This window comes from Akkermansia sp. RCC_12PD, assembly GCF_036417355.1.
Taxonomy (GTDB): Bacteria; Verrucomicrobiota; Verrucomicrobiia; order Verrucomicrobiales; family Akkermansiaceae; genus Akkermansia.
The window spans coordinates 2,687,559-2,713,897 of record NZ_CP143889.1 but is presented as its reverse complement, the minus strand read 5'-3'; the positions used below and the strand labels follow the sequence as shown (position 1 = coordinate 2,713,897).

Sequence of the window (26,339 nt, the reverse complement as noted above, 5' to 3'; positions counted from 1 at the left end):
TCCATCCGCATCAATCAACCATCCAGTCCTCCTTCGTCCATGAGCAATATATCCCTCACCTTCGTAGCGCACCAGCCCAACCGCCTGATTCATTACGATTTCTTCAAGATAGGCGAACACGCCTTTTATGAGGACGACGACCTGAATGCACGCGTCTTGAGCACCGTGGCGGAACGCTGTTACTTCCCGGCCAACCGGCTGATGAAGCAGCTTATCGAAATGACGGAGGGAAAATTCCGCTTCGGCCTGGCGCTCAGCGGCGTCATTCTGGAACAGGCCCTGTACCACAGGCCGGACCTCATCGCCTCCTTCAAGGAACTGGCAGAAACCGGATGCGTGGACTTCCTGACCATGCCCTACTACAACTCCCTGGCCTCCGTGTATTCCCCTCAGGAATTCGCGGAACAGATCGAGGAGCACAGGGTATTGATCAAAAAGCTCTTTCATCAGGAATCCGACGTGCTGATGAATACCGGCATGCTGTACTCCAACGCCATTGCGGCCCAGGCGGAAACGCTCGGCTTCAAGGGCATCATGGCGGACGGCAATCCGGCCATGCTCAAGGGGTTCCAGAGCAATGAAGTATTCCTGGCCCCGTGGGTGTACACCACCACCACCATCTTCCGCAACCGGGAACTGTCCAACGACCTGGCCGTCATGCGCACCAATCCGGAATGGCCCGAATACCCCCTTTCCCCGACCACGTTCGCAGACTGGCTCACGCACCAGCAGGGCAGCGTCACGACGCTCTCCATGGACTATGAAACCCTCGGCGAACGCCAGTCGGACGCCACGGGCGTGTTTGAATTCTGGCGCACCATGATCATTGCCTGCCTGGACGCCGGCAACCGTTTCATGACTCCGTCCGAGGTCGTGCGGGAAATCAAGCCCCTCTCCGTCTGCGAATGCACGCAGGAGATGACCTGCTCCACCTTCGGCACCATGTCCCATTGGAACGGGAACGTCATGCAGGACGAAGCCATCCGCAAAATCTACCGCCTGGAAAAGCCAGTGAAAGCCGCCAATGACGAGGACCTCACGCACGTCTGGCGGAAGCTTCAGAGCGCGGACCACTTCCATTATATGGAAAAGGAAAACTCCTTTACTCCGTATGCCTCCGCCTTTGACGCATACATCTATTACATGAACGCTCTGGCGGACCTCCAGATCCGCGTCAAGCGGGAATCTCCGAAAGCTGCCGCCGTCTGACTCTGGAATATTTCCAGGCCGCGAGGAAGGCGTTATTTCTTTTCGGAATTATGTAGAATAATCTTGTTGGAATATCGCATTGCTGCTAACGCTGATATTCGGTAATAAATTGACGGGAGAGACAGCCAAAACGACTGATACAAGACCAAAGTAAATAGTTTCGTTTCTTTTTAACAATTTCACGCATCTGCGCCTGCCCATGTTTCCCATGGCCGGCAAGGGCCTGCGATATTCCCGGAAAACAGCTTTAAACCATTTTCCCGCTGGAACATGGTGGTTTCCGCATCCGGACAACGGACGGCAGTCCGGCAAATGCGATTTCCTTTTTTCAGGAATAAATCCTGCCAGAGCGGCTATCACGGCACGCGGGAACGGCATGAATGAATGCCTGCGTCCGGCCTTCTCTCCATTTTTATTGACTCCACTTGGAGTCCGTATTAAAAATATTTAACAATAAAGTTAAATGTAAAATGAATAACCCCGCTTCCCTGCAATATACGCTCAGGGCCCTGGCTGACCCCACGCGCCGTGAAATTCTGGAAATACTTAAAAACGGCGCCATGCCTGCCGGAGAAATTGCGGAACATTTCAGCATCACCGGAGCCGCCATCTCCCGCCACCTGTCCGTTCTGAAAGAAGCCGATCTTGTCCGCGACCACAGAGACGGCAAATTCATTTTTTACGATGTCAACCTGAGCGTCCTCCAGGAAATACTGGTCTGGATAGGCAATTTCAAGGCGGCCCGCGAAACATCCTCCGGCAAACAGGACAAAATCATCGGAACCCAGCCCAACCATTAAACGCCATGCAGCCATCCCCGCACCCTGCTCCATCTTCCCCGTCCTGGTGGACCGGGCCGATTTTCAGCGAACTTGCCATCGCCCTGTTTCCCGCGCTGACTTACTATGCCGCCGTATCGTCACGGCTGCCCGCCCGCGTCGCCGTGCATTTCAATGAGTACGGCATTCCCACCCGTTTTGCAGACAAGGACAGCGTGGACGCCCTCCTGGGATTCATTGGCCTGGGAATCCTGGGTTTCCTCATCGGGAAGGTTCTCCGCCTGATCATCCTTCTGCCCATTCATTTCAGCAGGAATGAAAACAACAGGCGGATTGGTGCGAAGATGGCCACATACGTGGAATTTTTCCTGGTCGTCCTGTTTTCCTATCTTTGCCTGGCCATTCAAAAGACAAGCCTGACCAATACGGTCAGCCTGGAAGACACGGCCAAAGTCATCTTCATAGGCATGAATATATTCCTCCTGCTCATGGTCAACGTTTGTCCCAAGATAACGCCCAACAAATGGTTGGGAATACGCACCCCTTATGCCTTCAGCAGTGATGAAGCATGGGTAAGGGTTCAACGCCTTGGCGGCAGGTTCCTGTTCTGCGGAAGCCTGTTCAACATCCTTGTGACGCTCTTCCTTCCCGGTTCCTTTCCTGTAATCTTCATTTTTAACATGGCCTCCCTCCTGCTCCAGGCATTGGTCATATTTCTCTGGAAGCCCCACAGGAACAGGACTGAAATTCCACCTTCGTCCGGCAGCGGCGCCTGTTGATGACCGTCCCGGGCGTTTTCTTCTGAAAAACATTGGCGGGGGAAAAATCCAAGGAAAGGGAGACGGTCGGCAGGGAATGCTTCTCATGGACAGATGAAATGTGACACCCCTCATATTCTCCATGCGCCTCAACGGTCAAACGGCAGACCCGGCATGACCGGAAACCTGGAAGGAGGAAAATCCCCTCCCTTCCCCACACCGCGGGAAGCCATGCCGGGTATGATGAATAATGGGAGTGTCCCGCTCCCACGAGGAAATCATCACTCTGTTTGGCGAAAAAGGAATCAAGACCTTCTGTGCGCCCCGGTATTAACTCCCTGAGCTGATGCGGAGTAAAACAAGGATCATGGAAAAGGATTCAGGAACGTGCAGAAAGAAGCTCAGTCCCGACCTTCACATGCCCTTACACCTCAGGATGCAAATGCTGGCTGGCCTCGCGCCGTGTCGCGGCATTTCAAGAGTGATTTGACCTGACGCCGGGGCTTTTTCCAAGCAGACGGTCCGATCCCGGTCCGGGAAACCGTCAATACCCGATTGCCAGGCGCTTCAATTTATTGCGCAGAGTGATTTTCTGGGCGGAAGAAACGCGTTCCACGAACAGGATGCCGTTCAAATGGTCGCATTCATGCTGAAGGCAGCGGGCCAGAAGGCCGTTGCAGTCTATCGTCACCCGTTTGCCGTCCAGAAGCGTCAGGGTAGCCCTGACGAAGTCCGGGCGCACGACGGAGGCGCGTATCTTGAGCACGCTCAGGCAGCCTTCATGGCAGGGATGCATGGGGCCATAGGGCTCCAGCACCGGATTGATGAACTTCAGCGGCATGATGTCGGACAGCTGTTTGTCCTCCCCGTCCACTTTCAGCCAGGTGACGGATTCCTCCTCCGCCGGGATGTCGATCACGACGAGCTGCACAGGCACGTTCACCTGCGGGGCGGCAAGGCCGATCCCCTCGGCGGCGTACATCGTTTCCAGCATGTTGTTCGCCAAGTCTTTCAAACTGGCGTCAAGATGTTCCACGGGGCGGCATTTTTCTTTCAATACCGGATTTCCATACTGTACGATTTCCAACAACATGCGGGAGGGTGTTCTTTCTGGAGGATTTATGGTGCGGGGGATTTGCTGATTTCTATTCTGGCAGGAACTTCCCCGGCGTCAATACCCACAGACGTCAGCGCGTCCCAAATGCCTACGATGACGCCGAAGGCCGCCTTTTTGTCCACGTCAAGCTGAAGCTTGATGTCCGGATTTTCCCTTTTCAGCCTTTCCAGGGCGGCCGGCAGTTCGCCGATTTCCACCAGCCGCCCGTTCAGGGAGATTGAGGATTCCTCCGTCACGGCCAGCACGGCGCGCTGTTCCGTGGAGGGGGCGCCTTCAATGAATTCCGCTCCCGGCACGTCTATCTTCAACAGGGTCTGGGGCTTTTTCCACTGGGTATGGACGATGAAGAAGATGAGCAGGATGGTGAGGATGTCGATCATGGGGACGATGGGCACCCCCATGGTTCTTCCTTTTTTACGGTAAAACTGCATGGCCGGATCAGCGTTGGGAATGATAGCGGAAGGAAATCAGCTCCGTGAGCAGCACCTCCATGAACGCGGAAATGCGCTCCAGCTTGCGGGAATAATAGACATGGGCGATGACGGCGGGCGTGGCGATGGCCAGACCGGCGATCGTGGTGTTCAGCGCCTGGGCGATGCCCTGGGCAATCTGGCCGTGGCTTTCATCCATTCCGAAGACGCTGAATATCTCAACCAGCCCGCTGGCCGTACCCAGAATGCCGAACATCGGCGCAATCATCACGATCATGTCCAGCAGGGGCAGACCCGCCTGAAGCGTGACGAATTCCTCCCGCGCCTTGACCTGGATCATTTCCTTCATGGACGCTTCATCCTCCATGCGGGAATTCAGGGTCTCCAGGACCAGCCTGCCCAGCACGGAACGGGAGGCGAGCGCCCGTTCTTCAAGTTCCCTACGGTCCAGGCCTCCCTGCATGTACTGTTCCACGGCGCGCACCAGCCTGTCCGGGGCGATTCCCCGCCGCCTCATGTTGAACATGCGGTAAATGATGGCGGCAATGAGCAGGATGGAACAGGCTGCAAGCGGGTACATGAAGATGCCGCCGGCCTGGAAGAATGTAATGCAGTCCTTGATGAAATTCATGATGGTATGTCAATGGATGGTGGTTATGGAATAGCTGTGTTGGTTGGTTTTAAAAATTGAAGTCGAAGTACATTTCCAGCGTCTCTCCCACGAGTTCGTTCCTCACTTCCGGCGGCATCGCGGGAAGCTTGGCGAGCTTGATGGCAAGGAAGGTAAAGGATTTCTGCACCTCGCTGGCCCCCACGCGGGAGGTTTGCCTCATGGAGGTGACGTTCCCGTTTTTGGCTATCAGAATGCGGATGCGGACGGTTCCCGCGACGATCAGGTCACGGTTCAGATCACATTGGCGGTACCACTGTTCACCGATGGCGCGGTAAACGATCATCTGGTACCTGCCCAGGGGGGTAGCTTCCACATCCAGAGTGGGACGGCGGCCAAAGCTGAATTTGCCCGTCAGCTTGGTCTTCCGTTCATGCGTCTTGAAACCGGGCTGGTTTTCCGCATTGAACATGGGATCGTACAGGGGCTGTTTCTGCGGAGGCCGCGCATTGGGGGGCAGCTGAAGGTCCGGAAGATTGAGGGGAGGTCGGTCCGCGCCCCTGGCGATGCTTTTTGCCAGTTCCTCCAGAGCGTCCGGCTCTTCCGGCCTGCCGGGCCGGGGCAGCGTGACCGCGTGGGGAAGCTGCATGACATGTTCCCGCGCAGGCGTCCTGTCCTGCCGGGCAAGGCCTTCTTCCCCGACGGCGGAGGGGGAGCCGGTGGCATTGGGGGAAGGATTCAGTGCGTCCGGATGCCCAGGCGGAGGGGAGGACGGCTCCAGTGGCTGGAAGGGCATGCTGGCGGAAGCCCCCGGATCTGCGTCCTTATTCCCGTCGCGCTCATGGCTCATGTCGCCGTCCTGCCTTTCCTGGTCAAACAGGACGATTTCCCCGTTTTCCCGCTCTTCGCCGTCCTGGGCGGGCATGTCCCTGCTGCTGTCCGGGTCCTTGCGGCCGCCTTCCCGGCGCGTATTGCGGTTGCCTTGGAACCGGGGAGTTTCCGGTCTGGTGGCACTTTCCTGTTCCTCACTGGTTTTCACCATGGAAGGCAGCCGTTCCTGCGGAGCCTGCCTGTTGCCCTTCTTCTCCGGCTCCACCTTCCTCACCATGCGGGCGGTCACCACCACCTGGCGGCGCACCTCCGCCGGCCGCGGGGAGGCCAGCCATTCCTCCGGCACCAGATAAGTGCCCGCCAGCAAAAACAAATGGGCCAGAACGGACAGCAAAAGACACGCGCCCCAGGAAACCCGGAACAGCCTGCCTTGCCGCCGTTGATTGAAACTCATGGGGGTAACCATTCCACGGTTCGGTGATGAATGCAATGGAGAAAGCAGACATGTTTGCAAACGATTCCGCAATTTAGTATTGCACAAGCCTGCGCGCGAAGACATAATTGTCAGCGATTATTCATACGCCCGCCTATACCGCACAGAAGGCGTCTCCTTATCATACTTAACACCTCCATTACATGGCCAATCTCAACAAAGTATTTTTAATGGGCAACCTCACTGCCGACCCCGAACTGCGCTACACGCCCAAGGGTACGGCCGTCACGGACATCCGCCTTGCCATCAACCGCTATTACGCCGGAGACAACAGCGAACGCCAGGAAGAAACCACCTTCGTGGACGTCACCCTCTGGAACCGCCAGGCGGAAGTGGCCGGCAACTATCTCAGCAAGGGGCGCGGCGTCTTTGTAGAAGGGCGTCTTCAACTGGATTCCTGGGAAGACAAGGCATCCGGCCAGAAGCGCACCAAGCTGCGCGTGATCGGAGAAAACATCCAGCTCTTCCCCCGCGGCGGCGATTCCTCCGACATGGGCGCCGCCCCCCGCCAGCAGGCCGCTCCCCGTTCCAGCAATTACGGACAATCCCAGGCCCCCCAGAACTACAATCCTCCCCCCATGCCCTCCAATCAGCAGCAGTCCAACGACTTCGGAGACATGGACGACGAGATTCCGTTCTAAAGCCCCAGGAATCTCATTAATAGCTTTCCCAAGCCGCCTTTCCTCCGGGTCAGGCGGCTTTTTCATGAGCCGACGGCTTCTTAAACAAACAAAAAACATGGGGAAAAACTCTCTCCTCCGTCCCTTTTTCCCATGGCAAGCGATTTTTCTCCCGTAAGCTTTAACGGATTAAAAATTCCTCTTCACGGTATTAAATATTCCGGATTTTGCAAAGAAACGGACCACACCACAAAAACAGGTCTCATTTTTCCGTGCCCGGAACATTGATTTTCCGCTGCCGTCTTCAATAAACAGCTCCGGGATATTTAAAAAACGAGTCCGGGATGCAGAAAAAAACCGCTTTCCTCCAATGGAGTGGGAAGAATATTTTATTTGCAATACCTGAAAAAACAGGCATTTGCCTTCCAACTGAATTTCCGCTTTCTCTCCTGATTGTTTCTTTCAATTATTAATATGTATTCATTCTCGATTGACGGCTGTTCCGAAATGTCGTTTATTCAGGCCAACATGATGAAGATTTCCACCAGAGGGCGTTATGCATTGCGCATGATGATTGATCTTGCGCAGCATCAGGACAAGCAATACATATCCCTCAAGGAAGTCTCCGTCCGGCAGGATATCACGGTACGTTATCTGGAACAAATCATCGCCATTCTGCTGAAAGCGGGTTTTGTGCAAAGCTCCCGGGGAAAATCCGGCGGCTACCGCCTGACCAGGCATCCCCGTGAATACACTACGGAAGATATTCTCAAATTGACGGAAGGCTCCATGCTGCCCATCTCCTGTGTAACCACGGAGAGCAATCCGTGTCCCCGCGCGGCAACGTGCACGACCCTGCCTTTCTGGCAGGGATTGCAGGAAGTTATCGAAGACTATCTGAGAAACGTCACTCTGGAAGATTTGGCCATCCAGCAGAAGGAAGCGGGCTGCGACTATGGAGCCGGCATTTGATCCTCCCGGTACGGCCGGAACGTTCCGGCTACCTTTTTCCCCTTTCTGGTCCTCATGCCCCACTTTTTTCAGCCGGTACTTGACATGGATCCCTTCTTTCATTACTTATTCCCTAGTTTTCCGATAGGAATATAAAAACATGAGCAAAAAATATCGATTTGAAACACGCCAGCTCCACGTGGGCCAGGAGAATCCCGACCCGGTTACGGACGCCCGCGCCGTCCCGATTTACGCAACTACTTCCTACGTCTTCAAGGACTCCGCGCAGGCCGCCGGACGTTTTGCCCTGGCGGAGCCGGGCAATATTTACAACCGCCTGATGAACCCCACGGCGGACGTTTTTGAAAAACGCATCGCCGCGCTGGAAGGTGGAGCCGCCGCGCTGGCCGTAGCCACCGGAGCCGCCGCCATCACCTACGCCATCCAGAACATCGCCCGCGCCGGGGACCACATCGTTTCCGCGGCCACCGTGTACGGAGGCACGTACAACCTGTTTGCCAACACGCTCGCGGAAAACGGGATTGAAACCACCTTCGTGGACGCCGGGGACGTGAACAACTTCTCCAAGGCCATCCGAAAAAACACCAAGGCGCTGTACGTGGAGAGCCTGGGCAACCCGAACTGCGATATTGCGGACATGGAAGCCCTGGCGGAAATCGCCCATGCCCACGGCATTCCCCTCATTGTGGACAGCACCTTTGCTACGCCTTTCCTGTTCCGTCCGCTGGAGCACGGCGCGGACATCGTCGTGCACTCCGCCACCAAATTCATCGGCGGCCACGGTACGGTGATGGGCGGCGTGATTGTGGACGGAGGCAGGTTCGACTGGACGCAGAACGACAAATTCCCCGGCCTTTCCAAGCCCAACGCCAACTACCACGGAGCCGTGTTTTCCGAGGTGTGCGGCAATCTGGCCTACATCGTCAAAATCCGCGCCACCCTTCTGCGGGACACGGGCGCGACGATCAGCCCGTTCAACTCCTTCCTGCTTCTCCAGGGGCTGGAAACTCTTTCCCTCCGGGTGGAGCGCCATGTCCAGAACGCCCTGCGCGTGGTGGAATACCTGGCTGCCCATCCCCAGGTGCAGAAGGTGAACCACCCTTCCCTGCCGGAACATCCCAACCACGGTCTTTACCGGAAATATTACCCGAACGGTGGGGGCTCCATTTTCACCTTCGAGGTGAAAGGTGGCGCGGAAAAGGCTCGCAAGTTCTGCGAAAGCCTGGAACTATTCTCCCTGCTCGCCAACGTGGCGGACGTCAAGTCCCTGGTGATCCACCCGGCTTCCACCACCCATTCCCAGATGACGGAGGAAGAACTGAAGGCGGGAGGCATCACGCCCTCCACGGTGCGGCTTTCGATAGGCACGGAACACATAGACGACATTATTGAGGACCTGGAGCACGGTTTCCGCGCCATTCTCTAACGATTTGCCGTCAAAAACGCTCATTTTCTTACAAGACATGAAAATTTACAGGAACATTACGGAACTGATCGGCAGCACCCCCCTGCTGGAACTGGCCAATTACGACCGCAGGCACGGCCTGGGCGCCGTCATCCTGGCCAAGCTGGAAGCCTTCAACCCCGCAGGCAGCGTGAAAGACCGCATTGCCCTGGCGATGATTGACGCGGCTGAAGCCTCCGGGCAGCTGAAGCCGGACTCCGTCATCATTGAACCCACCAGCGGCAACACGGGCATCGGCCTGGCGGCCGTGGCTACCTCCCGCGGGTACCGGATCATCCTGACGATGCCGGAAACCATGAGCGTGGAGCGCCGCAACCTGCTGAAAGCCTACGGCGCGGAACTGGTGCTGACGGACGGGACAAAGGGCATGCAGGGAGCCATTGCGAAGGCGGAGGAACTCGCCGCCGAATTGCCGAACAGCTTTATTCCCGGCCAGTTCGTGAACCAAGCCAATCCGGAAGCCCACTTCCGCACCACCGGACCGGAAATATGGGACGATACGGACGGCAGGGTGGACATCTTTGTGGCGGGCGTGGGAACCGGGGGAACCGTTACAGGCGTGGGCAGGTACCTCAAATCCCGCAATCCCGGAATCAAGGTCGTGGCCGTGGAGCCGTCGGCCTCTCCCGTACTCACCGAGGGTACGGCCGGACCGCACAAAATTCAGGGGATTGGCGCGGGATTCGTGCCGGAAACCCTGGACACCTCCATTTACGACGAAGTAATCACCGTCACCAATGAAGACGCATTCGCCACGGGCAAGGAACTGGCCCGCACGGAAGGCGTGCTGGCTGGCATTTCCTCCGGGGCGGCCCTGTGGGCGGCCACGCAGCTGGCAAAAAGGCCGGAAAACGCAGGCAAGACCATCGTCGTTCTTCTGCCGGACACGGGCGACCGCTACCTGTCCACCCCCCTCTTTGCAGATTAACCCGGCTGCCGTCATACCTTCAATGAAATCATTCAACCTCCACCTCTACCTGGTCACTGACGAAGCGGCCAAATGCCGCCACGGCCTGCTGGAAACCGTCCGGAAGGCCGTGGACGGCGGCGTCACCATCGTGCAGTACCGCTCCACCAATCCGGACGCGGGCACCTGCTACCGGGAAGCCCTGCCCATCCGGGATTTCCTGGCGGCGCGCGGCGTCCCCTTCATTGTCAACAACCGCATTGACCTGGCGCTGGCGCTGGATGCGGACGGCGTCCACATCGGCCAGCGGGACCTTCCCGTACCCTCCGTGCGCGCCATGATCGGCCCGGACAAAATCCTGGGGCTGTCCGTCTCCAACATGGACCAGCTCCGCGCCGTGGACGCCTCCCTGGTGGACTACCTGGGAATGGGGCCCGTTTTCCCGACCATTTCCAAACTCAACGCCCCGCCCGTGCTGGGCGTGAAGGGCTTCGCCGCCCTGGCCTCCCGGTCCCCCCTGCCCGTCGTCGCCATCGGTGGGCTGGATGCGGAACGCGCGCGCCAGGTGCGGGCCACGGGAACGGCCGCAGGCATTGCCGCAGTCTCCGCCATTTGCGGAGCGGAGGACCCGGAAGCCGCCGCACGGGCGCTGGCCTGATCGTCCGTCTTTCCGGAAACACTGGACAACAAGACACTCTTTCAAACGCCATGCCTTCATCATCCGGCCTTGTCAGCGCCGTCTCCTCAGATCTGGAAAAAATCAGGGAGGAGGCCCCGCTGGTGCTCTCCCTGACCAACTCCGTCGTGCAGCCCCTGACGGCCAACCTCCTGCTGGCCGCGGGAGCCGTCCCCGCCATGCTCAACGACGCAGAGGAAACAGTGGAAATGCTGCGCGGCGGAACGGGCGCCCTGCTGGTCAATCTGGGCACTGTCACGCACGAACAAGGCGCCGTCATGCAGACGGCCGTGCAGGAAGCCAACCGGCTGAACATCCCCTGGGTTCTGGACCCGGTGGCCGTGGGGGCGCTCTCTCTCCGCACGCGGCTGGCACGGCAGTTGAAGGAACAAACGCCCCGCATCATCCGCGGGAACGCCTCGGAAATCATGGCCTTGGCCGGTTATTCCTCCGTCACGAAAGGACCGGAAAGCACCAGTTCCAGCGCGGACGCCCTGCAGGCGGCCAGGGAACTGGCCCTGCACACGGGGGCGGCCGTTCTCGTCACGGGCCGTACGGACTATTCCACGGACGGTCACCAGGTGGTTTCCACGGAAAACGGGCATCCCATGATGTCCCGCGTCACGGGCGTGGGCTGCTCCATGGGCGCGCTGGCCGCCGCCTGCGCCGCCGTCTCCCCATCCCCGCTTCAGGCGGCCGTTTCCACCGCCGTCCTGATGGGAATCGCCGGGGAAATGGCCTTTGAACAAAGTCCGGCCCCCGGCTCTTTTGCCGTCTCCCTGCTGGACTGCCTTTACTCCCTTTCCCCGGAGGATGTAGCCCGCAGGGCGCGCATCCTTTCCCTTTAAGAATTCCGTCCCTTCCCTGGGGACAGGAAGAAAAACAAAACACCGCATTCCTCCCGGAATGCGGTGTTTGTAATTGAACGGCCATTTTATCCGTTCCGCTGAACGGAGCGGCGCAGGAACAACGCTCCCGCGGCAGCCATCAGCAGCACCGCGGCGGACGGTTCCGGCACCGGAGCCGCAGCCGTAAACGCAGCAGACTGCATGGAAACCGGAGCGGAAACTTCATTTGGTGTCCACACCATGTTCATATCTTTGGAGTCTTCACTCTTTTGCAAGCTCCACTCCCCGTAGGCCGAATAATCCCCGGCGGCGGACGTATCCAGCGTGAAATTGCCCGTCAGCATGGCGTTATCCCCTCCGTCAATGAAATTCAGGATTCGGGATGTGTCCCAGAAATCGGTGGAATAGTCGATGGTCAGGGCTGCCAGTTTCAACATGGCTCCCGCGTCAATCCGGAAGACGCCGGACTGAAGCATCAAACTGTTGCACGCCAGTGTATCTCCGGCGGGTCCCCCAATGGACAAGCTCAATTCAAAGATGGAGCCGGCTTCCATCGTCGTATTCCCGGTCAGGGTGGCGGAACCGGCCAGGGTGCCTCCATCCTTCACCAGAATATTGTTCCCCAGGCTGACCGCAGCGGCATCCGCTCCCGTTCCGCTCAAAACAAGGCAGCCGCCGGAATGGACCGCAACCTGCCCCGTTCCAAGAGCCTGATGGGAAGCGGCGACCAGCGTTCCCCCATTGATCGTCGTGCCCCCGGAATAGGTATTCCTGCCGGACAAAACCATGATGCCGTTGCCCGACTTGGCAACGGCGCCTTTGGCACCGGAGAAATTGACGATATTACCGGAGATGTTCAAATCGGACGCCGCCGTACCCCGTTCCACTACAAATGCCGTGGGATTGCCGCCCCTTAGCCGGACATTGATATTCCCGATTTCCGACGCCTTCTCCGCCGCCCTCACCTGGAAAACGGTGTCCGTCCAGACGTCCATGCCGCCCTTGCCCGTCAGCACTTCGCTGTCCAGCATTCCCCCCGCCATCGTAACCGTTATATTCCTGAATGTCTGGTTTCTCGTATCGTTCAGCAACAGCGTTCCCCCGTTGATCTCCACATTCCCGACGCAGGCGTCATTCCCTGAATTGCCGAAGCAGTCAACCCCGCGGAGAGCAACCCTTCCGCCCTGGTTAATCACCAGACTCCCGCGGATGATGCCTTCCTTCCCTCCTGAAATAAGGAACAGCGTTCCAGCATTGACCGTAGTTCCTCCCGTATATGTCTGGCGTTTCTGCACGGTAAGCAATCCGGAACCCTCTTTCACGAGAACACCCGTGCCGGATATCTCTGAATTGCAGAAAACAGAGCCGGAAACGTTGAAGGAAAGAACTCCCTTGTTGACCACAGGACCGGTGCCCAGAGTTCCATTCCTTTCCCCATCGCCCACGGCCAGGGTTCCTGCTTCAATCGTCGTCCCGCCGGAATAGGAATTGCCCCCGGTCAGCACCAGCGTTCCTTCCCCGGTTTTCATAAGAGAACCGGCTCCGGAAATCACGCCGGACTCTATTGCGGAACCGGAATCCACCTCCGCCCGGAATATGGATCCCGCCCCGGTCAGCATCACATTTCCGCTGTGGCTGCCGCCGGAAAGAATTCCGAACGTTCCCCCTTCCGCCACGTTGACGGAAGAAGCCACTTCCGCATGCGCTCCTGCCGTAAACCGCGCGCCATTCTCCACCTGAATTGTTCCGGTAGTAAAAATGGCCGTCTGCCAGTCGTTTTCATCCACATAGCCTCCGGCGTGCAGCGTGGGAACTCCCGCAACCTTCACCTCTCCTCCCTGCACCGTCCATGTCCCGGAATTGAGGATGACGCCGGACAGGTTCCAGACGGAACCTTCCGCCGTTCCGGGAGCATACGCCACGTTCAACTGGCCGTTCTTCGGGGAACCTTCATCCAGAAAACGACCCAGGTAATTCTGTTCCCCATTCCCTGTAAATGTGAAGGTTACGGTGGAATTGGCAAGAAAATTGCCAAAGCACGCTCCCGAATCCAGATGCGTAATAGCGGATAAGGACAAGCTGTGACCATACATATCCACAATGCCCCCGCGGTGGCCGAAAATAAACTCCCCGGATAACTGGTTTTCTCCCTCCAGACGCACTATCGTCTCCCCTCCGTTCATCTTCACATGATGGGCGGCATAACCGTCCCGGTCCAGAATCAGCATGCCTTCGCCTCCCACATTGATATCCGCCGCATTGTTCCCATGTCCTCCCACAATCAGCATTCCCTCTCCGATCTTCCGCCACTCGTCCCCGGAAGCTCCGGTCAGCAATGTGGTGACCGCGGCTCCTTTATTGACCACGAAGCCCGCGGTATTCAGGCGGTACGAAGCATTGCCGCCGTCGCTCAGCACGTAATCGTGGTTGAAGGTCAAGGAACCGGCTCCGGTGTCTACGGAACCCTGCAGCACAATCGCTCCGCCCGAACCGTCAAAAATCAGATTGGTGCACGCATTCAACTGCTCATTGGTCGCCTGCGTGCCTTGCGTGGAGGTATCCCCGCGCAAGCCGGAAGCAAGTCCGGTGTAATCCGTGGCAAGATCTCCCTGCACGAAAGTGCCGTTTCCATCGGCATCCGTCACATTCCACAGCACGGCACCGCCTCCTGCGGACACGCTGACGGTGCGGTTAAAGCTGTCCACGTAAGCCTGCGCCCACTGGTTGCCGGAACGCATGTGGGTAGTCAGCCCATAACCGCTTCCGCCGGCAGACTGGGCGGCCCCGACCCATTCCCACTGCCCGGAATTCTCATTGTACACGCAACAGGGACTGCCGCTGTCCCCGGACAATGCGCCGGAAGGCAATGGATTGGCTTCGGAAGGCCTCTTGAAACCGTACCAAAACCGATAGGCCGGATAGGTTTTGGCGTTTTCCGGGTTCGGATCTCCGGTTCCGTTTACTTTTGCCTGCCCCTCAAAAACCAGAGTGCCTCCGGTCAAATAGCCATAGGAACCATCAATCCTTTCCTGCTTGCCGTTTCCAGTGGCGACCGCCTGAACTCCGGCCCCCGCCCTCATGACCAGCCTTCCCTTCATGTTGTCCAGATATTCCGGGTCCGTCAGGTAGGGAACGTATTGCGCCTCCGTCACAATCTTGCTCAGCCGCTGCACGCGGTAGTCGTACGTATAATTGTTGGGTGTATCGCCCCACGCATCCTTTCTCGTGACGCTCCGGTAGGAATCGTAAAACGGAGTTCCGGGCGTGGCGCCAAAACGTTTAGTGAACGTAACGAAAGAATTGTAATAATCATGCGCCACCGTCGCAATGAAACCGGGCCCTCCCACCAGCGCGGCCTCTCCAATATGGGCATCCGCCACACTGTCGAAATTCATCATCCGGGAGATGGTGCCCGCGTAATTGCCCTCTTTGTCATAAATGGCAATATTTTCCGCATTGACGTCAAAAACGCCCCGGTTTTCCGCAAAATCGCGGTACGTCTGGACGTCAAAAGAATCCGCCATCAAGCCGCCGTAAGCAGAAGAAAGGAGGCAGGCAGCCCCCAGCAATCCGGAATGATAGATATAATGTAAATTCATGACAGGATGGAATTAACAGGTTAAACAGTTTGAATGATTAATGTTCAAAATATTTCTATAAATCAATCCATAAATTCAAAAACATGTGTCCAATTACGGCTTTTACCTTTCTTCGCCATTTGTTGGAAATGATCAAATTCACTTGTTTCCAACAATATTCATTACATTCTTATTACAAAAAGAATGGCGGCGGATTTCCGGAAACCATATGACACGGCAAATTCTTCTTCTCCACTTAAACCGTAACCCTTTGCCGCATGAATTCCGGCTTCCTGCCGTTTACCCGCAGAAGTCTTGAGGCGGATACCCCTGTGCCGTGTTTAGTGTTGTGAAAAACACCTGCGCTTTCTATAATAGCGGCCACAACTATCAGCATGTCCAATCACATTACCACGCAAAAACTCTGCAACTGGTTCATTCAACGGGCGAATGAAAACGGAACTCCCCTGAATCCCGTCAAACTCAACCATCTGGTCATCCTCGCGGACTGGTGGCATCTGCACAGAAACGGAATCCGCCTCATCAACGAGACCGCCGAAGCATGGCCCCAGGGTCCCGTGCTTCCCTCCATCTACCACGAATACAAGGACCAAGCCCCCTGGGGCACCATTGAACACCCCAGCCGGCGCCAGCCTCCGCTGGAACCGGAGACGGACGCCATTCCCTCCCTGGAGCAGATATGGAAACAGTACGGCAAATATACGGCACAGCAGCTGGCCCGCAGCAGCATGTCCTCCAATTCCCCCTGGCAGCTTGCCCAGGGACGCCACGGCACGCCGGAACGCCAGCAGATCACGGAAGAATACGTGAAGGAATACTTCCGCTCCCTGGCAAACTGAACCGTTATGAAAAGACCGCCCGGCCGCGACTCCCATTTTTTTTGCATCCGGACGACATTTAAATGAAAAAAAACTTGCAAAAAACGGGCGTTTCCGCTTAAATCCGCCCGCACCGCAAAGGTGCCCGTTACATAGCCCTATAGTGTAATCGGTAACACAGCGGATTCTGGTTCCGTATTTTGGGGTTCGAGTCCTCATAGGGCTACCACTTTAGGCTTTATCGCCATTCAAAACTCCTTGAGAAATCAAGGAGTTTTGCATTTCTTGCTTTCACAGCATCAGGCGAAATACTTCCCCCGATAGCGCATATCTTGTTGCTTGGCCTCTCTCCCCAACTCAAAAAAATCATGGCAGGACCAAGCAAAGTAAAAAACAAACGGATAGCTACCTTCTCAGTAGCCGGGCACAAGGTTTGTAAATCTACAAGTGTTGACATCATGCCTGCCTCTATTTCTCTGGACAAGAGCAAGGACCACCTTCTGAAGGAGGGTGAAGCTAAAGCCTGCATTATGGCCGGATAATTGGAAAAGCAGCCCAATGGTGAACGCGAAGACGCAGAAACTGTTAAGGCAGTTTCTTCAAATGAACGCAAAGCCAAGAAGATTCTAAAGGATCATCCTACATACAAGGAGTGCGTGATTATCCAGCTGAATGGAGGAGGACACGCAAGCCCTGTCTGTGAAGCAAAGATAAAAAGACAGTAGAACAGTTTCCGGCTTTCCCAGGTGATAACCAAGATATGCCGCTTGATATGATCAAGCCTGAACACAACCGCAAATTCATGGGGCGAAAACTTGAACGAGTCAAATCAGGTGCCGTTGGACAAGACGGCAACTTCAAGATTGTTGAAGGGTGGTAAAGTAACACGATTCTTTACCTGTCTTTTGTAAACGTTTATATATAAGGGATTCTGTAATGCTAAAAAATGTGGTTATTTGGAAAACGTGGTTGAGATTCGTTAGCTTATAATATAGAGAGTATCTACTCGACACACCTGATGAAAATTCTTACTACATTCCTTATCATCACCGCAGCACTACTGCTCACAAGTTGCGGTGGGGTGGGCTGGAACCTCTTCTACTGCGTCCGCGAACTGCCAAATACCTGCACGGGTGTCGATTTGACGAAGCCTGTGGGGGGAACCGTCTATGTACCGCAGTCAAAGGCGGTGGACAAGTTTCCTTCGGCGGTGGTCATGCAAGTGCCCGAAGTGACCTACAGCCCCTCCACCCGCCCGGTCTGCCTTGGAGACTTTGCCTTTACCAACCAAGTGTATGCCCGTGGCGTGGAACCCACGGGACGCACTCTCTGGGTGAAGGTGGACAAGTACGAACACGGGGTAGAATTGCTTCCCGGACTGCCGAAGCAGGTGGAATATACGAAATGGTCGCAGGAACCGAACAGGAAAATCCGCCACCGCGAGACGCTGGTGCCCTACCGTGGCAAGAACAACTTGGTCCGAGTGGATGGCATCCATAACCCGCCGGGGCTTGCACAGCTCTCGACCTCTCGCAGCGCATGGGGCCCCCTCGCCACGATGGCTGCGCTGCCGCTTTATCCCGTGGACTGCGTGCTGGGGCTTGCCAGCAACACACTCTTCTATTCCGGCGGGCTCCTGTGGGCTGCCGTCAATGGTGCCCAGCAGACGGAGCCTAAGTCCTATGAGCAGTCAACGTCTCCACTGCCGGGCGAGGGGAAGGAAAAGTAAAACCTCCACGGCATTCTTCAGCCTGCTGAATAGGACGGCTCCCATGATTGCCGCAGAAGAGCGTAGAAACGAAAACTTTTTCTACAAGTCATTTTTATTCCTTCGGGAACGTCTCTGCACCTTCCGCACCGGGTACGGATGCGGATGCTCTTCCTCCGCTTATTTGCTTGATTTTCCTGCCCTTTTGCCAGAGATATGCTTCATGTACGTCAGCACTCTTGAAACAACTCCCGGCCAGTCCATTGAGAAGGTTCTGGGCCACGTGACCGGAAACGCCGTCAAGGCCCGCCATGTGGGCTCCGATATCATGGCAAGCCTGAAAACCCTGGTAGGCGGAGAGATCACACAGTATTCCCAGCTCATGAACGATACCCGCGCCCTGGCCATTGAGCGGATGCAGGAGAACGCACAGGCCATGGGAGCCAATGCCGTCATCGGACTGCGTTTTGCCAGCAGTGAAATCGGCCAGGGCCTCAGCGAATTGCTGGCTTACGGCACGGCCGTCGTCCTGCGTCCGGAGCCGTGATCCGGCTTTTACCACGAACCGCCGCCTCCGCCCCCGAATCCCCCTCCGCTGAATCCTCCGCCTCCGGAGACCCCTCCCCTGCCGGAAAAGGAGGATGAGGAGCCAGCATCCCAGGGAGACATGCCGTTTCCCGGGCCCGAGGGCAAGGACAGAAGGAACATGTTCAAATGGCAGGACAGGCTCCACGCAACGGCGTAAAACACCGGATTTTCAGCGTTCATCCCGCCCTGATGCCATTCCGGGACAGGCATTTCCAAAGTCTTGAATTTCTGAATCCACTTGTCATCCACGCCCCATGCGTATGCATACGGAAGCAGGGACCAGAAATAGCCGGGGTTTGTCTCCGCCAGCCGCCGGAGCCGGTCCGGTTCCGCGTTTTTCATGAAGGCCAGCAGTTCCGAGGCCTCCGCCGCCGTTTTTCTTTTGTAGGCGGATTCCTTACAGGCAAGCGCCAGAGCCAGAAACGCGGTGCAAACGGAACCGAGGCAAATCCACAGCCACGCATCATAATATAAGTTCACCATCACCGCATCAGCCAGAAGGCGGAAGGCCGTCACCACGCCAAACAGCAGCCCGGCCATGCAGAGAACGGGAAGGACAACCCTGATCCACAGCCCCCTCCCCGAGTGCCTGCCTGATGTATAAATCATTCCCGTTCCCAAAAAGCCCAGCACGATCGTGCCGCCCATGACGGCGCCAAAATGGACCATGAACGAATGATGCCAGCCTGCCAGGCTGATGGCGGCGGAGGCCGCCAGGGAAATGGCAAAAGCCATCAGCGCCATGCGGCCGCCCAGTCCGTTCCCGAGACGGCGTTCTCCCTGGAATCCGTCTTCAAGCTGTTGAAAGGATTTCTCCAGCACGCGGGAAAAACCGGGCCGGAAGAGGCCCAGGGGCACCCAGTTTCCCTTGCCGGATGCGAACAGGCCGTGCAGGAACGTGCGCGCATGCGGCGGCAGATGATGCGCACCCTTCATCAGGCGCACGGAAACGGTCCCATCCTCTTCCTTCACCTTCATGCATCCCTTGGAGACCAGCCAGAGAACCAGAGAAAGAAGCAGCCTGTTGCGCGGAACGCCTCCCCATGCAAACGCCAGGGAGGCACTGTCCAGTTCCGGAGGAACAGGAAAGGGATTCCCCGTTTCCCTTTTGTGATTTCTTCCGGTCCGGAAGGTCTGGAACATCAGGAAGACAGCCCCGGCGGCCAGACCGGCACACACGGCGGCAAAGACGGAAATCAGGAAGGAAGGGGGCTTGGGAGCGCCTTCAAAATACCCTTCCGGCAGACGCACATAAGCCGTTAACCCCTCATGCGCCCCCAGCCTGCCGTCCACCGTGCCGCGAACGGCATTGCCGGAGATTTCATAGTCAATTCCACGTTCATCCCTGCTTCCATAGGTTCCCCGGTACATCCGGAAGCCGGACAAGTCGGCAGGCTTGTCAAAGGCAATGGAAAAGCGCACGCCGTTCAAAGGAACCTCCCAGTCCGTACCGATGATATTGTAATGGAATTCGTCGTATTCCTCCACCAGGTCATCGGGCATTTGCACCGTGTAGGAAAGCACATATTCGGCATCGCCCTTCTGCAACCGGTCCGGGTTTCCCGCCCGTATCAGAAGGCTTCTGCCCTCATCCTGCTGTCTTTGGCAGGAGAAGCCGCTTCCCTGTACCCTGACGTCCTCCACCCGGAGGTGGTACAGGTATTCCTTTTCCCGTCCGTTGACGATGCGCTTCATGCGCAGGGCCGTGGGGATGGTGCGGTACAGGCCGTGGCTGTATTCGCTGAAGAAGACGGAGATGCGCTCCGTTACGGAAACGCCTGCATTCCGGGAAACCCTCATTTCCACATCATACCCGCGCACCTCCCAGGAGGCTCCGGCCGCCCGCATTCCTCCGCAAACCGCCAGGAACACGAGAAAAAGCGGCAGGCAGGCTCCCGCCATCCGGCGTATCCCGGCATGACTGATGTGGAATGCGGCATTCATCATTTCCCTTTTTCCGGCCTCCCCGCAGACGGCAAGGGAAAACCGCTGTCATTAAAACAGAAGGAGTCCCGCCCGGCAAGATTGGAAGTGCATGGAACATCGCGTAAAAAAACACGGCGGGGATTTTTCCCGTGCTGTTTTCATGAAATTACCGCACAAACGGGAGAGCCACGGCCCCTGGCGGACATGCCCTCAAACGGTCTGTTTCTCCATTCATTTCAGCTTGGCAAATTCACTCCGCGCCTGCATACTCATGTGCGTATGAAAATTGCCGTCATTGGAAAAGGTGGGCGTGAACACGCGCTGGTCAAGGCACTGAAGGAATCTCCGTCCGCTCCGGAAATGTATTGCTTCCCGGGCAGCGACGCCATCAACCGCCTGGCCGAGCCCATTCCCGCCAGGGATCTGCCTACGCTGATCGACTGGATGGTTTCCAATAAGGTGGACCTGTGCGTAGCCGGGGAAGAAAGCTACCTGGTGAAGGACGAAGGGCTGGCCAACGCCTGCGCCAAGGTCGGGATTCCATGCTGGGGGCCGGTCAAGGAAAGCGCCCAGCTGGAAGCCAGCAAGGAATTCGCCAAGGAGTTCCTGCTGCGCCACCGGATTCCCACCGGGCAGGCCCGCGTGGCCGCCACGCTGGAAGAGGCCCAGGAATTCATCCGCGGCGTTTATCCTACCGTTCTGAAGTTTGACGGGCTGGCCGCAGGCAAGGGCGTGGCCGTGTGCATGTGCCGCGAGGAAGCGGATGCCTTCCTGAAAGAGGTGTTCACGGACAGGCGCTTTGGAGAAGGCCGCCTCCTGGTGGAAGAGTTTTTAACCGGACCGGAGGTTTCCATCTTCGGAGCCCTGGTGGACGACCATTACCTGATCCTGTGCCCGGCGCGGGATTACAAACGCCTCAAGGAAGGCGACGCCGGCCCCAATACGGGCGGCATGGGCGCCGTGGCATCCCGCCAGCTGGTAGAGCCTGAAATGCTGGAACGCATTGAGAAGGAAATCGTGGCCCCGACCGTAGCCGGACTGAAGAAAGACGGCCTTCCCTACCGCGGCTTCCTGTACTTCGGGCTGATGCTGACCCCGAACGGCCCCAAGGTCATTGAGTACAACTGCCGCTTCGGCGATCCGGAATGCCAGGCCGTGATGCCCCTGCTTTCCGGCGATCTGGCTTCCTTCTGCCTGCACGGCGCCAAGGGGGAATTCACGCCGGAGGAAATCTCCTTTAAGAACGGCTGGAGCGTCTGCTGCGTTCTGGCTTCCAAAGGGTATCCGGAATCATCCCATTCCGGGGACGCCATCAGCGGCCTGGACGACGTGGCGAACGCCTCCGTCTATCACGCCGGCACCCGTTGGAACGGAGACAGGAACTGCTATGAAACCAACGGCGGCCGCGTGCTGGCCGTAGTGGCGCAAGGAGAAACCCTTTCCGAGGCGCGCCAGCGCGCTCATAACGAAACGAAGAAGGTGAGCTTCGACGGCTTGCAGCGCAGGCCGGACATCGGCTTTGCCAGCTTTGTCTGACCTTCCGCACACTTCCGCAACTCTCTCAACAACGACCTATGAAGTTTGCCGCCGCTCTCTCTTTCCTGTTCCTCTCCTGTTCCGCGTTCCTGATGGCGGACAACGCCGCGCTGGCCGCCAAGGCGCGCGGACAGATAGGGGTGACCACCTCCTACGACGGTTCCTACCAGGTCATCCCCTACCCCAACGGGGATGTTCCCAAGAACACGGGCGTATGCACGGACGTGGTTATCCGCGCCCTGCGGGCATTCGGCCTGGACCTCCAGAAAGCCGTGCACGAGGACATGAAGGCCAATTTTTCCAGGTACCCGAACCTGTGGGGCCTGAAGGGCACGGACCGCAGCATCGACCACCGCCGGGTGCCCAACCTGCGCACCTTCTTTACCCGCAAGGGATGGTCCGTGCCCGTCACGAAGACGGCGGCGGATTACCTGCCCGGCGACCTCGTCACGTGGAACCTGGACGCAGGGGGCGTTCCCCACATCGGCATCGTTTCCGACAAAAAGACGGAGCAAGGCACGCCGCTGATCATCCACAACATCGGCAGCGGCACGCAGGAGGAAGACTGCCTGTTTTCCTTTACCATTACCGGACATTACCGCCCGGTGCTGAAACGCTGACACGCGGAACGACATTCAAAAACCCGTTAGTAAACGAGGCGGGGAGTATGGGCTCCCCGCCTCGTTTTCAAGACGATATTCCGCGGATATTCCGGGCCCGGAGAAATATCCTCCGGAGCGGCGAAAACGCACGGTATTGTTTTTAAGCCGTAGCTCCCTTGAAACTGTCCGGCGGAGGAATGATATTGCCGTAACGGTGCACTGTCTCGGAGACGGCCTGTTCCCGGAAGAAGCCGAGCAGTTCCAGACGGCCGTTGGCCAGCACGGGACGGTCCAGCACTTCCAGTTCCCGGACGCGTGCTGCGTCAAACAGGGCGTTTGAAATGCCCTTCGCGCGCAGGAATTGCACGCCTCCGGCTATTTCCGGCAGGCGGTCGATGAGCTCCGATTCCGTTTCCACGGCCAGGGAGGCGTAATAACCGTTCATCTTCTGAATCCACGGGCGCCCTTCCTCCACGCTGAGGTGCAGTTCCACGCCGCACAGTTTGGCGCCCAGCAGCAGGATGGCCACATCGTCGTCCGCCATGCCTTCCGTCCGGACCAGGATTCCCTTCACGGGAACGTAGCGGAACGTGTTGTTTTCCCCGTAAACGCGGGAGGGGTCATGTTCCACGCCGAATTCCTCCATCCACCACTTGGCCTGGGAGCCCGCGGCGGAACGGATGCGCTTGGCGCAGTCCGGCAGTTCGGAACACAGTTTTTCCACCAGCCCGGCGATGCGTTCGCCGGGAGTCCGCAGTTTCTGGGGAAGTTCCTTTTCCGACCACCGCCCGAGCATGGTCAGGTAGTTGGGCCCTCCGGCCTTGGAGCCGGGGCCCATGGAGGAGTGTTTCCAGCCGCCGAAGGGCTGGCGGCGGACGATGGCCCCGGTGATGACACGGTTGATGTAGGCGTTGCCCACCTGTACCTTGCTCTTCCACAGGGCTATTTCCCGTTCATCCAGGGATTGCAGGCCCCCGGTCAGGCCGAATTCGGAGTCGTTCTGAATGTCGATGGCTTCTTCCAGATTTTCCGCGCGGATGATACCCAGCACCGGGCCGAAGCATTCCGTCTGGTGGAACCAGCTTCCCGGCTTCACGCCCAGGCGGATGCCGGGCGACCACAGGCACGGGTTGTCTTCCGACTGCTCCGGCTTCAGCAGCCATTCCTCTCCGGGCTCCAACTGGGTGAGCGCCCGCAGCAGATTGCCTTCCGGTTCCTTGATAAGCGGCGTGACCACGGAGTTGACCTCCCAGGAGCCCCCCACCTTCAGGCTGGCGGCGGCGTCTTTCAACTGGCGCAGGAAGGCGGGGTTGTCATAGACGGAAGCCTCAACGATGGCCAGGCTGGCGGCGGAGCACTTCTGCCCGGAATGGCCGAAGGCGCTTTTCACCAGGTCTTTCACGGCCTGGTCCGGGTCCGCCGTGGCGGTGATGACCATGGCGTCCTTACCGCTGGTTTCCGCCAGAACGGCCAGGTCCGGACGCAGTTCCCGCAGCATTTTTCCGGTGCGGTAGGAGCCCGTCATGATCACGCCGTGCAGGCGCGGGTCCGTCAGGAATTTGTGGGAGATTTCGTTGCGCGGCATGGGCACGAACTGGAGAACTTCCTTCGGCACTCCCGCGCGCCAGAATGCCTGGACAATCTGCCAGGCCGTATAGACGGCCAGCTCGGACGGCTTGAAGACCACCGTGTTCCCGGCCATCAGCGCGGCGGCTACGCCTCCAGTGGGAATGGCAAAGGGGAAGTTCCACGGGGACATCACGCAAACGGTACCCAGCGGGGTCATTTCCACCCCGTCATTCATGCCGTCCCGGTCCAGGCCTTCCGCATAATAACGGCAGAAGTCAATGGCTTCACTCACTTCTACATCCGCTTCCGTGGGCGCCTTGCCCGCATCCCTGACCATGGCGGCGATGGCCTCCCCGCGGATGACGGAGAGTTCCCGCGCGGCGTTGTGCAGGATTTCCGCACGCTCACCGGCGCTTCTGGCCGCCCAGGAAGTCCGCGCCTTGTCGGCCGTGTCCAGGGCATGTTCAACCTGGTCGAAGTCCGCATAGGCGAACTTGTAGGAGACCTCGTTGTGCCGGGACGGGTCGCGGCCCACGCCCCACAGGTTGGTCGTGATCTGCTCACCGTTGATGACCAGGGGAATTTCCTCCCCGGATTTTTCCTTTTCCGCGGCAATCAGGCCGTTGATCCATTCGGAATTCTGCCGCAGGGACCAGTCCGTGTCACGCTCGTTGGCAAAGGCGTCCCGGTAATGGGTGGGCTCCACGGGATCCGTGGCGCGGTTCTGCGTGCGGTTGGGACCGTACTTGACGCTGTCCTTCTCCTGGCAGGCTTTCAGGAACCGCCTTTTCTGGATGTCCCAGGTACGGGAGCCCGGCGCCATGCCGAAGAGGTCGTGCAGGAAATTCTCCTCGCTGGTGTTCTCGTCCAGACGGCGCACCAGATAGGCAATGGCGCTGTGGAAGTCCTCCTTCAGCACCACGGGAGCATACAGCAGCAGGCCGTCCGCGGATTCCCTGATCACGCGCGCCTGGTGGTTGGCCATCCCCTCCAGCATTTCAAACTCCACGTAGTCCTTCACGCCCTCGCGCTCCCGCAGGAGCATGGCGTAGCACAGGTCAAACAGGTTGTGGGAGGCCACGCCGAACTGGACGTACCTGGCGTTTTCCGGCATGCAGCCGTAATGCAGCATGCGCTTGTAGTTGGCGTCCACCTGGGCTTTCGTTCCGTACGGGGCCTGCGCCCAGTCGTGCATGGAGGCCTCCACTTTTTCCATGGCCAGGTTGGCTCCTTTCACCAGGCGTATCTTGATGCGGGCGCCCCCCTGCTCCACGCGCTCCTTCGCCCAGGCGCACAGCTTCATCTGTTCCTCCCAGGAATCCGGCAGATAGGCCTGGAGGACGATTCCGGCTTCCAGATGCATGAACTCCTCCTCCATCAGCGTGCGCTTGAACGCCTCCGCCGTCAGGTGAAGGTCCCGGTATTCCTCCATGTCCAGATTCACGAATTTGGGCTTTTTAGAGCCGTCCGGCAGCGTGACCGCATTCGTGATGGCCGCGCGGTAAAGAATGCGCAGCCGCTCCTGAATCAGCTTGACCGTTTCTTCAAAGGCCACCAGATGGATCTGGCTGAAAATGGCGGAAATCTTGACGGAAATATAGTCGCAGTCCTTGTCCCCCAGGCGGTCCACCACCTGCTGGAGGCGGTGGTGGGCTTCCGATTCGCCCAAGATGGCTTCGCCAAGCTGGTTGATGTTCATCCGGATGCCGGCCTTGCGCCTGCGGCGCAGATGGGGGCGCAGCTTCCTGTCCTCCGCCGGAAGAATCACGTTGGAGCTCTCCTTCCTCAACTGGCTGGTGATCATGGGCATCACCACGCCCGGAAACTGCACGGACAGCCTGTCCCCCACCTTCATGGCCAGGCGGTCCATGCCGGACAGGTATTTGGGCACGCCATAGCCGCCCAGCAGGTAGCGAAACAGCTCCGCGCCGCGGGCGGGGGAAGCGGGGCGGAATACGCGGTCCGCCAGAGCCAGGGTGAACGCCTTGCCCGCGGGATCGTCCATCATCCGTTCCAATTGCTCCGCCTGTTTCTTTTCATGTCTGCGCATCCCGGCATTGGCCTGTCTGAGAATGGATTCAGCCAATTCAACCGCCTTGGTTGCCAGCTGCTGGTCGGTCCATTTGTCACGGCGCGCCGCCGCCATCATGTCCGGAATGGAGGAATCTGTCATAACGGTCCGCAGACTAGCCCGTTCCATGTGCAAAATCAAGCCAATTTGCCGGCCCCCTTCCTGTAATCCGGAGAATCGCGCAGGAAAAGGGCATTCCCCGGTTC

The 26,339-nt window shown here is 58.0% G+C and carries 23 protein-coding genes and 1 tRNA gene; 16 read left to right on the top strand and 8 right to left on the bottom strand.

The window, feature by feature from the left end; all coding sequences use genetic code 11:
- Nucleotides 1–39 precede the first annotated feature (39 nt).
- From V3C20_RS11450 to V3C20_RS11435, 4 genes are all read left to right on the top strand, one after another.
- Complete coding sequence (locus V3C20_RS11450) at nucleotides 40–1,209, top strand: glycoside hydrolase family 57 protein (protein ID WP_130082838.1); 1,170 nt, start codon at nucleotides 40–42, stop codon at nucleotides 1,207–1,209.
- Nucleotides 1,210–1,417: 208 nt separating this feature from the next.
- Nucleotides 1,418–1,660 carry a hypothetical protein gene (locus V3C20_RS11445; RefSeq protein WP_149874564.1) on the top strand — a complete coding sequence of 81 codons (243 nt, stop codon included), beginning with the start codon at nucleotides 1,418–1,420 and terminating at the stop codon, nucleotides 1,658–1,660.
- Nucleotides 1,661–1,679: 19 nt separating this feature from the next.
- The gene (locus tag V3C20_RS11440) at nucleotides 1,680–2,009 is read left to right on the top strand and encodes an autorepressor SdpR family transcription factor (protein WP_130082842.1); all 330 of its coding nucleotides are present in this window, start codon (nucleotides 1,680–1,682) and stop codon (nucleotides 2,007–2,009) included.
- 5 nt (nucleotides 2,010–2,014) lie between these two features.
- Nucleotides 2,015–2,767 (top strand): SdpI family protein, encoded by a 753-nt coding sequence (locus tag V3C20_RS11435; RefSeq protein WP_130082844.1) that lies wholly within the window; start codon nucleotides 2,015–2,017, stop codon nucleotides 2,765–2,767.
- Nucleotides 2,768–3,290: 523 nt separating this feature from the next.
- Here the strand turns inward: V3C20_RS11435 and def are convergent.
- The 4 genes from def to V3C20_RS11415 are packed head-to-tail and all read right to left on the bottom strand — an operon-like array spanning nucleotide 3,291 to nucleotide 6,189.
- The gene (gene def / locus V3C20_RS11430) at nucleotides 3,291–3,839 is read right to left on the bottom strand and encodes a peptide deformylase (protein ID WP_130082846.1); all 549 of its coding nucleotides are present in this window, start codon (nucleotides 3,837–3,839) and stop codon (nucleotides 3,291–3,293) included.
- A 26-nt stretch (nucleotides 3,840–3,865) separates the two neighbouring features.
- The gene (locus tag V3C20_RS11425; protein WP_067573493.1) at nucleotides 3,866–4,294 is read right to left on the bottom strand and encodes a biopolymer transporter ExbD; all 429 of its coding nucleotides are present in this window, start codon (nucleotides 4,292–4,294) and stop codon (nucleotides 3,866–3,868) included.
- A 7-nt stretch (nucleotides 4,295–4,301) separates the two neighbouring features.
- On the bottom strand, nucleotides 4,302–4,925 hold the full coding sequence (locus tag V3C20_RS11420; protein ID WP_067573495.1) for a MotA/TolQ/ExbB proton channel family protein: 624 nt from the start codon (nucleotides 4,923–4,925) through the stop codon (nucleotides 4,302–4,304).
- A 49-nt stretch (nucleotides 4,926–4,974) separates the two neighbouring features.
- Nucleotides 4,975–6,189, bottom strand: coding sequence for a hypothetical protein (locus V3C20_RS11415; RefSeq protein ID WP_130082848.1), 1,215 nt, complete (start codon nucleotides 6,187–6,189; stop codon nucleotides 4,975–4,977).
- 182 nt (nucleotides 6,190–6,371) lie between these two features.
- On the opposite strand from V3C20_RS11415, the gene V3C20_RS11410 reads away from it, so the two are divergent.
- From V3C20_RS11410 to thiM, 6 genes are all read left to right on the top strand, one after another.
- Nucleotides 6,372–6,869: a single-stranded DNA-binding protein gene (locus tag V3C20_RS11410; RefSeq protein ID WP_130082850.1), complete on the top strand. Its 498-nt coding sequence runs from the start codon at nucleotides 6,372–6,374 to the stop codon at nucleotides 6,867–6,869.
- A 510-nt stretch (nucleotides 6,870–7,379) separates the two neighbouring features.
- Nucleotides 7,380–7,820 carry an Rrf2 family transcriptional regulator gene (locus tag V3C20_RS11405; protein WP_130082903.1) on the top strand — a complete coding sequence of 147 codons (441 nt, stop codon included), beginning with the start codon at nucleotides 7,380–7,382 and terminating at the stop codon, nucleotides 7,818–7,820.
- Nucleotides 7,821–7,959: 139 nt separating this feature from the next.
- Nucleotides 7,960–9,246: an O-acetylhomoserine aminocarboxypropyltransferase/cysteine synthase family protein gene (locus V3C20_RS11400; protein WP_130082852.1), complete on the top strand. Its 1,287-nt coding sequence runs from the start codon at nucleotides 7,960–7,962 to the stop codon at nucleotides 9,244–9,246.
- A gap of 37 nt (nucleotides 9,247–9,283) precedes the next feature.
- Nucleotides 9,284–10,213 (top strand): cysteine synthase A, encoded by a 930-nt coding sequence (cysK, locus tag V3C20_RS11395; RefSeq protein ID WP_130082854.1) that lies wholly within the window; start codon nucleotides 9,284–9,286, stop codon nucleotides 10,211–10,213.
- Nucleotides 10,214–10,235: 22 nt separating this feature from the next.
- Nucleotides 10,236–10,850, top strand: coding sequence for a thiamine phosphate synthase (thiE, locus tag V3C20_RS11390; RefSeq protein WP_130082856.1), 615 nt, complete (start codon nucleotides 10,236–10,238; stop codon nucleotides 10,848–10,850).
- Between the two features lie 50 nt (nucleotides 10,851–10,900).
- Nucleotides 10,901–11,716: a hydroxyethylthiazole kinase gene (thiM, locus tag V3C20_RS11385; RefSeq protein ID WP_130082858.1), complete on the top strand. Its 816-nt coding sequence runs from the start codon at nucleotides 10,901–10,903 to the stop codon at nucleotides 11,714–11,716.
- 86 nt (nucleotides 11,717–11,802) lie between these two features.
- Here the strand turns inward: thiM and V3C20_RS11380 are convergent, their stop codons facing one another.
- A complete protein-coding gene (locus V3C20_RS11380) occupies nucleotides 11,803–15,315 on the bottom strand; it encodes a S6 family peptidase (protein WP_130082860.1) in 3,513 nt (1,170 codons plus the stop codon).
- A 374-nt stretch (nucleotides 15,316–15,689) separates the two neighbouring features.
- Between V3C20_RS11380 and V3C20_RS11375 the strand changes: the two genes are divergently transcribed.
- Both V3C20_RS11375 and V3C20_RS11370 read left to right on the top strand, forming a co-directional pair.
- Nucleotides 15,690–16,154: a type II toxin-antitoxin system antitoxin SocA domain-containing protein gene (locus V3C20_RS11375; RefSeq protein WP_130082862.1), complete on the top strand. Its 465-nt coding sequence runs from the start codon at nucleotides 15,690–15,692 to the stop codon at nucleotides 16,152–16,154.
- 133 nt (nucleotides 16,155–16,287) lie between these two features.
- Nucleotides 16,288–16,362: transfer RNA gene (locus V3C20_RS11370), tRNA-Gln, on the top strand.
- 9 nt (nucleotides 16,363–16,371) lie between these two features.
- Here V3C20_RS11370 and V3C20_RS11365 read toward each other — a convergent pair.
- Complete coding sequence (locus V3C20_RS11365) at nucleotides 16,372–16,593, bottom strand: hypothetical protein (protein WP_130082864.1); 222 nt, start codon at nucleotides 16,591–16,593, stop codon at nucleotides 16,372–16,374.
- Nucleotides 16,594–17,274: 681 nt separating this feature from the next.
- Between V3C20_RS11365 and V3C20_RS11360 the strand changes: the two genes are divergently transcribed.
- Together V3C20_RS11360 and V3C20_RS11355 are read left to right on the top strand one after the other, a co-directional pair.
- The gene (locus V3C20_RS11360; protein WP_149874308.1) at nucleotides 17,275–17,862 is read left to right on the top strand and encodes a hypothetical protein; all 588 of its coding nucleotides are present in this window, start codon (nucleotides 17,275–17,277) and stop codon (nucleotides 17,860–17,862) included.
- Between the two features lie 202 nt (nucleotides 17,863–18,064).
- Nucleotides 18,065–18,388: a YbjQ family protein gene (locus V3C20_RS11355; protein ID WP_067573515.1), complete on the top strand. Its 324-nt coding sequence runs from the start codon at nucleotides 18,065–18,067 to the stop codon at nucleotides 18,386–18,388.
- An 8-nt stretch (nucleotides 18,389–18,396) separates the two neighbouring features.
- Here the strand turns inward: V3C20_RS11355 and V3C20_RS11350 are convergent, their stop codons facing one another.
- Nucleotides 18,397–20,376, bottom strand: a complete 1,980-nt coding sequence (locus V3C20_RS11350; protein ID WP_130082868.1) for a DUF2207 domain-containing protein — start codon at nucleotides 20,374–20,376, stop codon at nucleotides 18,397–18,399.
- A gap of 258 nt (nucleotides 20,377–20,634) precedes the next feature.
- Between V3C20_RS11350 and purD the strand changes: the two genes are divergently transcribed.
- Entirely contained in the window at nucleotides 20,635–21,891 is a 1,257-nt protein-coding gene (purD, locus tag V3C20_RS11345; protein WP_130082870.1) for a phosphoribosylamine--glycine ligase, read from the top strand.
- Between the two features lie 92 nt (nucleotides 21,892–21,983).
- Nucleotides 21,984–22,511: a DUF1287 domain-containing protein gene (locus tag V3C20_RS11340; RefSeq protein WP_342778971.1), complete on the top strand. Its 528-nt coding sequence runs from the start codon at nucleotides 21,984–21,986 to the stop codon at nucleotides 22,509–22,511.
- 142 nt (nucleotides 22,512–22,653) lie between these two features.
- Here the strand turns inward: V3C20_RS11340 and V3C20_RS11335 are convergent, their stop codons facing one another.
- Complete coding sequence (locus V3C20_RS11335) at nucleotides 22,654–26,235, bottom strand: bifunctional proline dehydrogenase/L-glutamate gamma-semialdehyde dehydrogenase (RefSeq protein ID WP_161981274.1); 3,582 nt, start codon at nucleotides 26,233–26,235, stop codon at nucleotides 22,654–22,656.
- Nucleotides 26,236–26,339 lie beyond the last annotated feature (104 nt).

What these genes read in the sequence shown, in the direction of transcription:
- V3C20_RS11400 (WP_130082852.1), top strand. Translation starts at nt 7,960, where the DNA reads ATGAGCAAAAAATATCGATTTGAAACACGCCAGCTCCACGTGGGCCAG.
- V3C20_RS11365 (WP_130082864.1), bottom strand. Translation starts at nt 16,593, where the DNA reads ATGATGTCAACACTTGTAGATTTACAAACCTTGTGCCCGGCTACTGAG.
- cysK (WP_130082854.1), top strand. Translation starts at nt 9,284, where the DNA reads ATGAAAATTTACAGGAACATTACGGAACTGATCGGCAGCACCCCCCTG.
- V3C20_RS11450 (WP_130082838.1), top strand. Translation starts at nt 40, where the DNA reads ATGAGCAATATATCCCTCACCTTCGTAGCGCACCAGCCCAACCGCCTG.
- purD (WP_130082870.1), top strand. Translation starts at nt 20,635, where the DNA reads ATGAAAATTGCCGTCATTGGAAAAGGTGGGCGTGAACACGCGCTGGTC.
- V3C20_RS11350 (WP_130082868.1), bottom strand. Translation starts at nt 20,376, where the DNA reads ATGATGAATGCCGCATTCCACATCAGTCATGCCGGGATACGCCGGATG.
- V3C20_RS11425 (WP_067573493.1), bottom strand. Translation starts at nt 4,294, where the DNA reads ATGCAGTTTTACCGTAAAAAAGGAAGAACCATGGGGGTGCCCATCGTC.
- thiM (WP_130082858.1), top strand. Translation starts at nt 10,901, where the DNA reads ATGCCTTCATCATCCGGCCTTGTCAGCGCCGTCTCCTCAGATCTGGAA.
- V3C20_RS11340 (WP_342778971.1), top strand. Translation starts at nt 21,984, where the DNA reads ATGGCGGACAACGCCGCGCTGGCCGCCAAGGCGCGCGGACAGATAGGG.
- V3C20_RS11380 (WP_130082860.1), bottom strand. Translation starts at nt 15,315, where the DNA reads ATGAATTTACATTATATCTATCATTCCGGATTGCTGGGGGCTGCCTGC.
- V3C20_RS11375 (WP_130082862.1), top strand. Translation starts at nt 15,690, where the DNA reads ATGTCCAATCACATTACCACGCAAAAACTCTGCAACTGGTTCATTCAA.
- thiE (WP_130082856.1), top strand. Translation starts at nt 10,236, where the DNA reads ATGAAATCATTCAACCTCCACCTCTACCTGGTCACTGACGAAGCGGCC.
- V3C20_RS11420 (WP_067573495.1), bottom strand. Translation starts at nt 4,925, where the DNA reads ATGAATTTCATCAAGGACTGCATTACATTCTTCCAGGCCGGCGGCATC.
- V3C20_RS11445 (WP_149874564.1), top strand. Translation starts at nt 1,418, where the DNA reads ATGGCCGGCAAGGGCCTGCGATATTCCCGGAAAACAGCTTTAAACCAT.
- V3C20_RS11335 (WP_161981274.1), bottom strand. Translation starts at nt 26,235, where the DNA reads ATGACAGATTCCTCCATTCCGGACATGATGGCGGCGGCGCGCCGTGAC.
- V3C20_RS11405 (WP_130082903.1), top strand. Translation starts at nt 7,380, where the DNA reads ATGAAGATTTCCACCAGAGGGCGTTATGCATTGCGCATGATGATTGAT.
- def (WP_130082846.1), bottom strand. Translation starts at nt 3,839, where the DNA reads ATGTTGTTGGAAATCGTACAGTATGGAAATCCGGTATTGAAAGAAAAA.
- V3C20_RS11435 (WP_130082844.1), top strand. Translation starts at nt 2,015, where the DNA reads ATGCAGCCATCCCCGCACCCTGCTCCATCTTCCCCGTCCTGGTGGACC.
- V3C20_RS11355 (WP_067573515.1), top strand. Translation starts at nt 18,065, where the DNA reads ATGTACGTCAGCACTCTTGAAACAACTCCCGGCCAGTCCATTGAGAAG.
- V3C20_RS11410 (WP_130082850.1), top strand. Translation starts at nt 6,372, where the DNA reads ATGGCCAATCTCAACAAAGTATTTTTAATGGGCAACCTCACTGCCGAC.
- V3C20_RS11440 (WP_130082842.1), top strand. Translation starts at nt 1,680, where the DNA reads ATGAATAACCCCGCTTCCCTGCAATATACGCTCAGGGCCCTGGCTGAC.
- V3C20_RS11415 (WP_130082848.1), bottom strand. Translation starts at nt 6,189, where the DNA reads ATGAGTTTCAATCAACGGCGGCAAGGCAGGCTGTTCCGGGTTTCCTGG.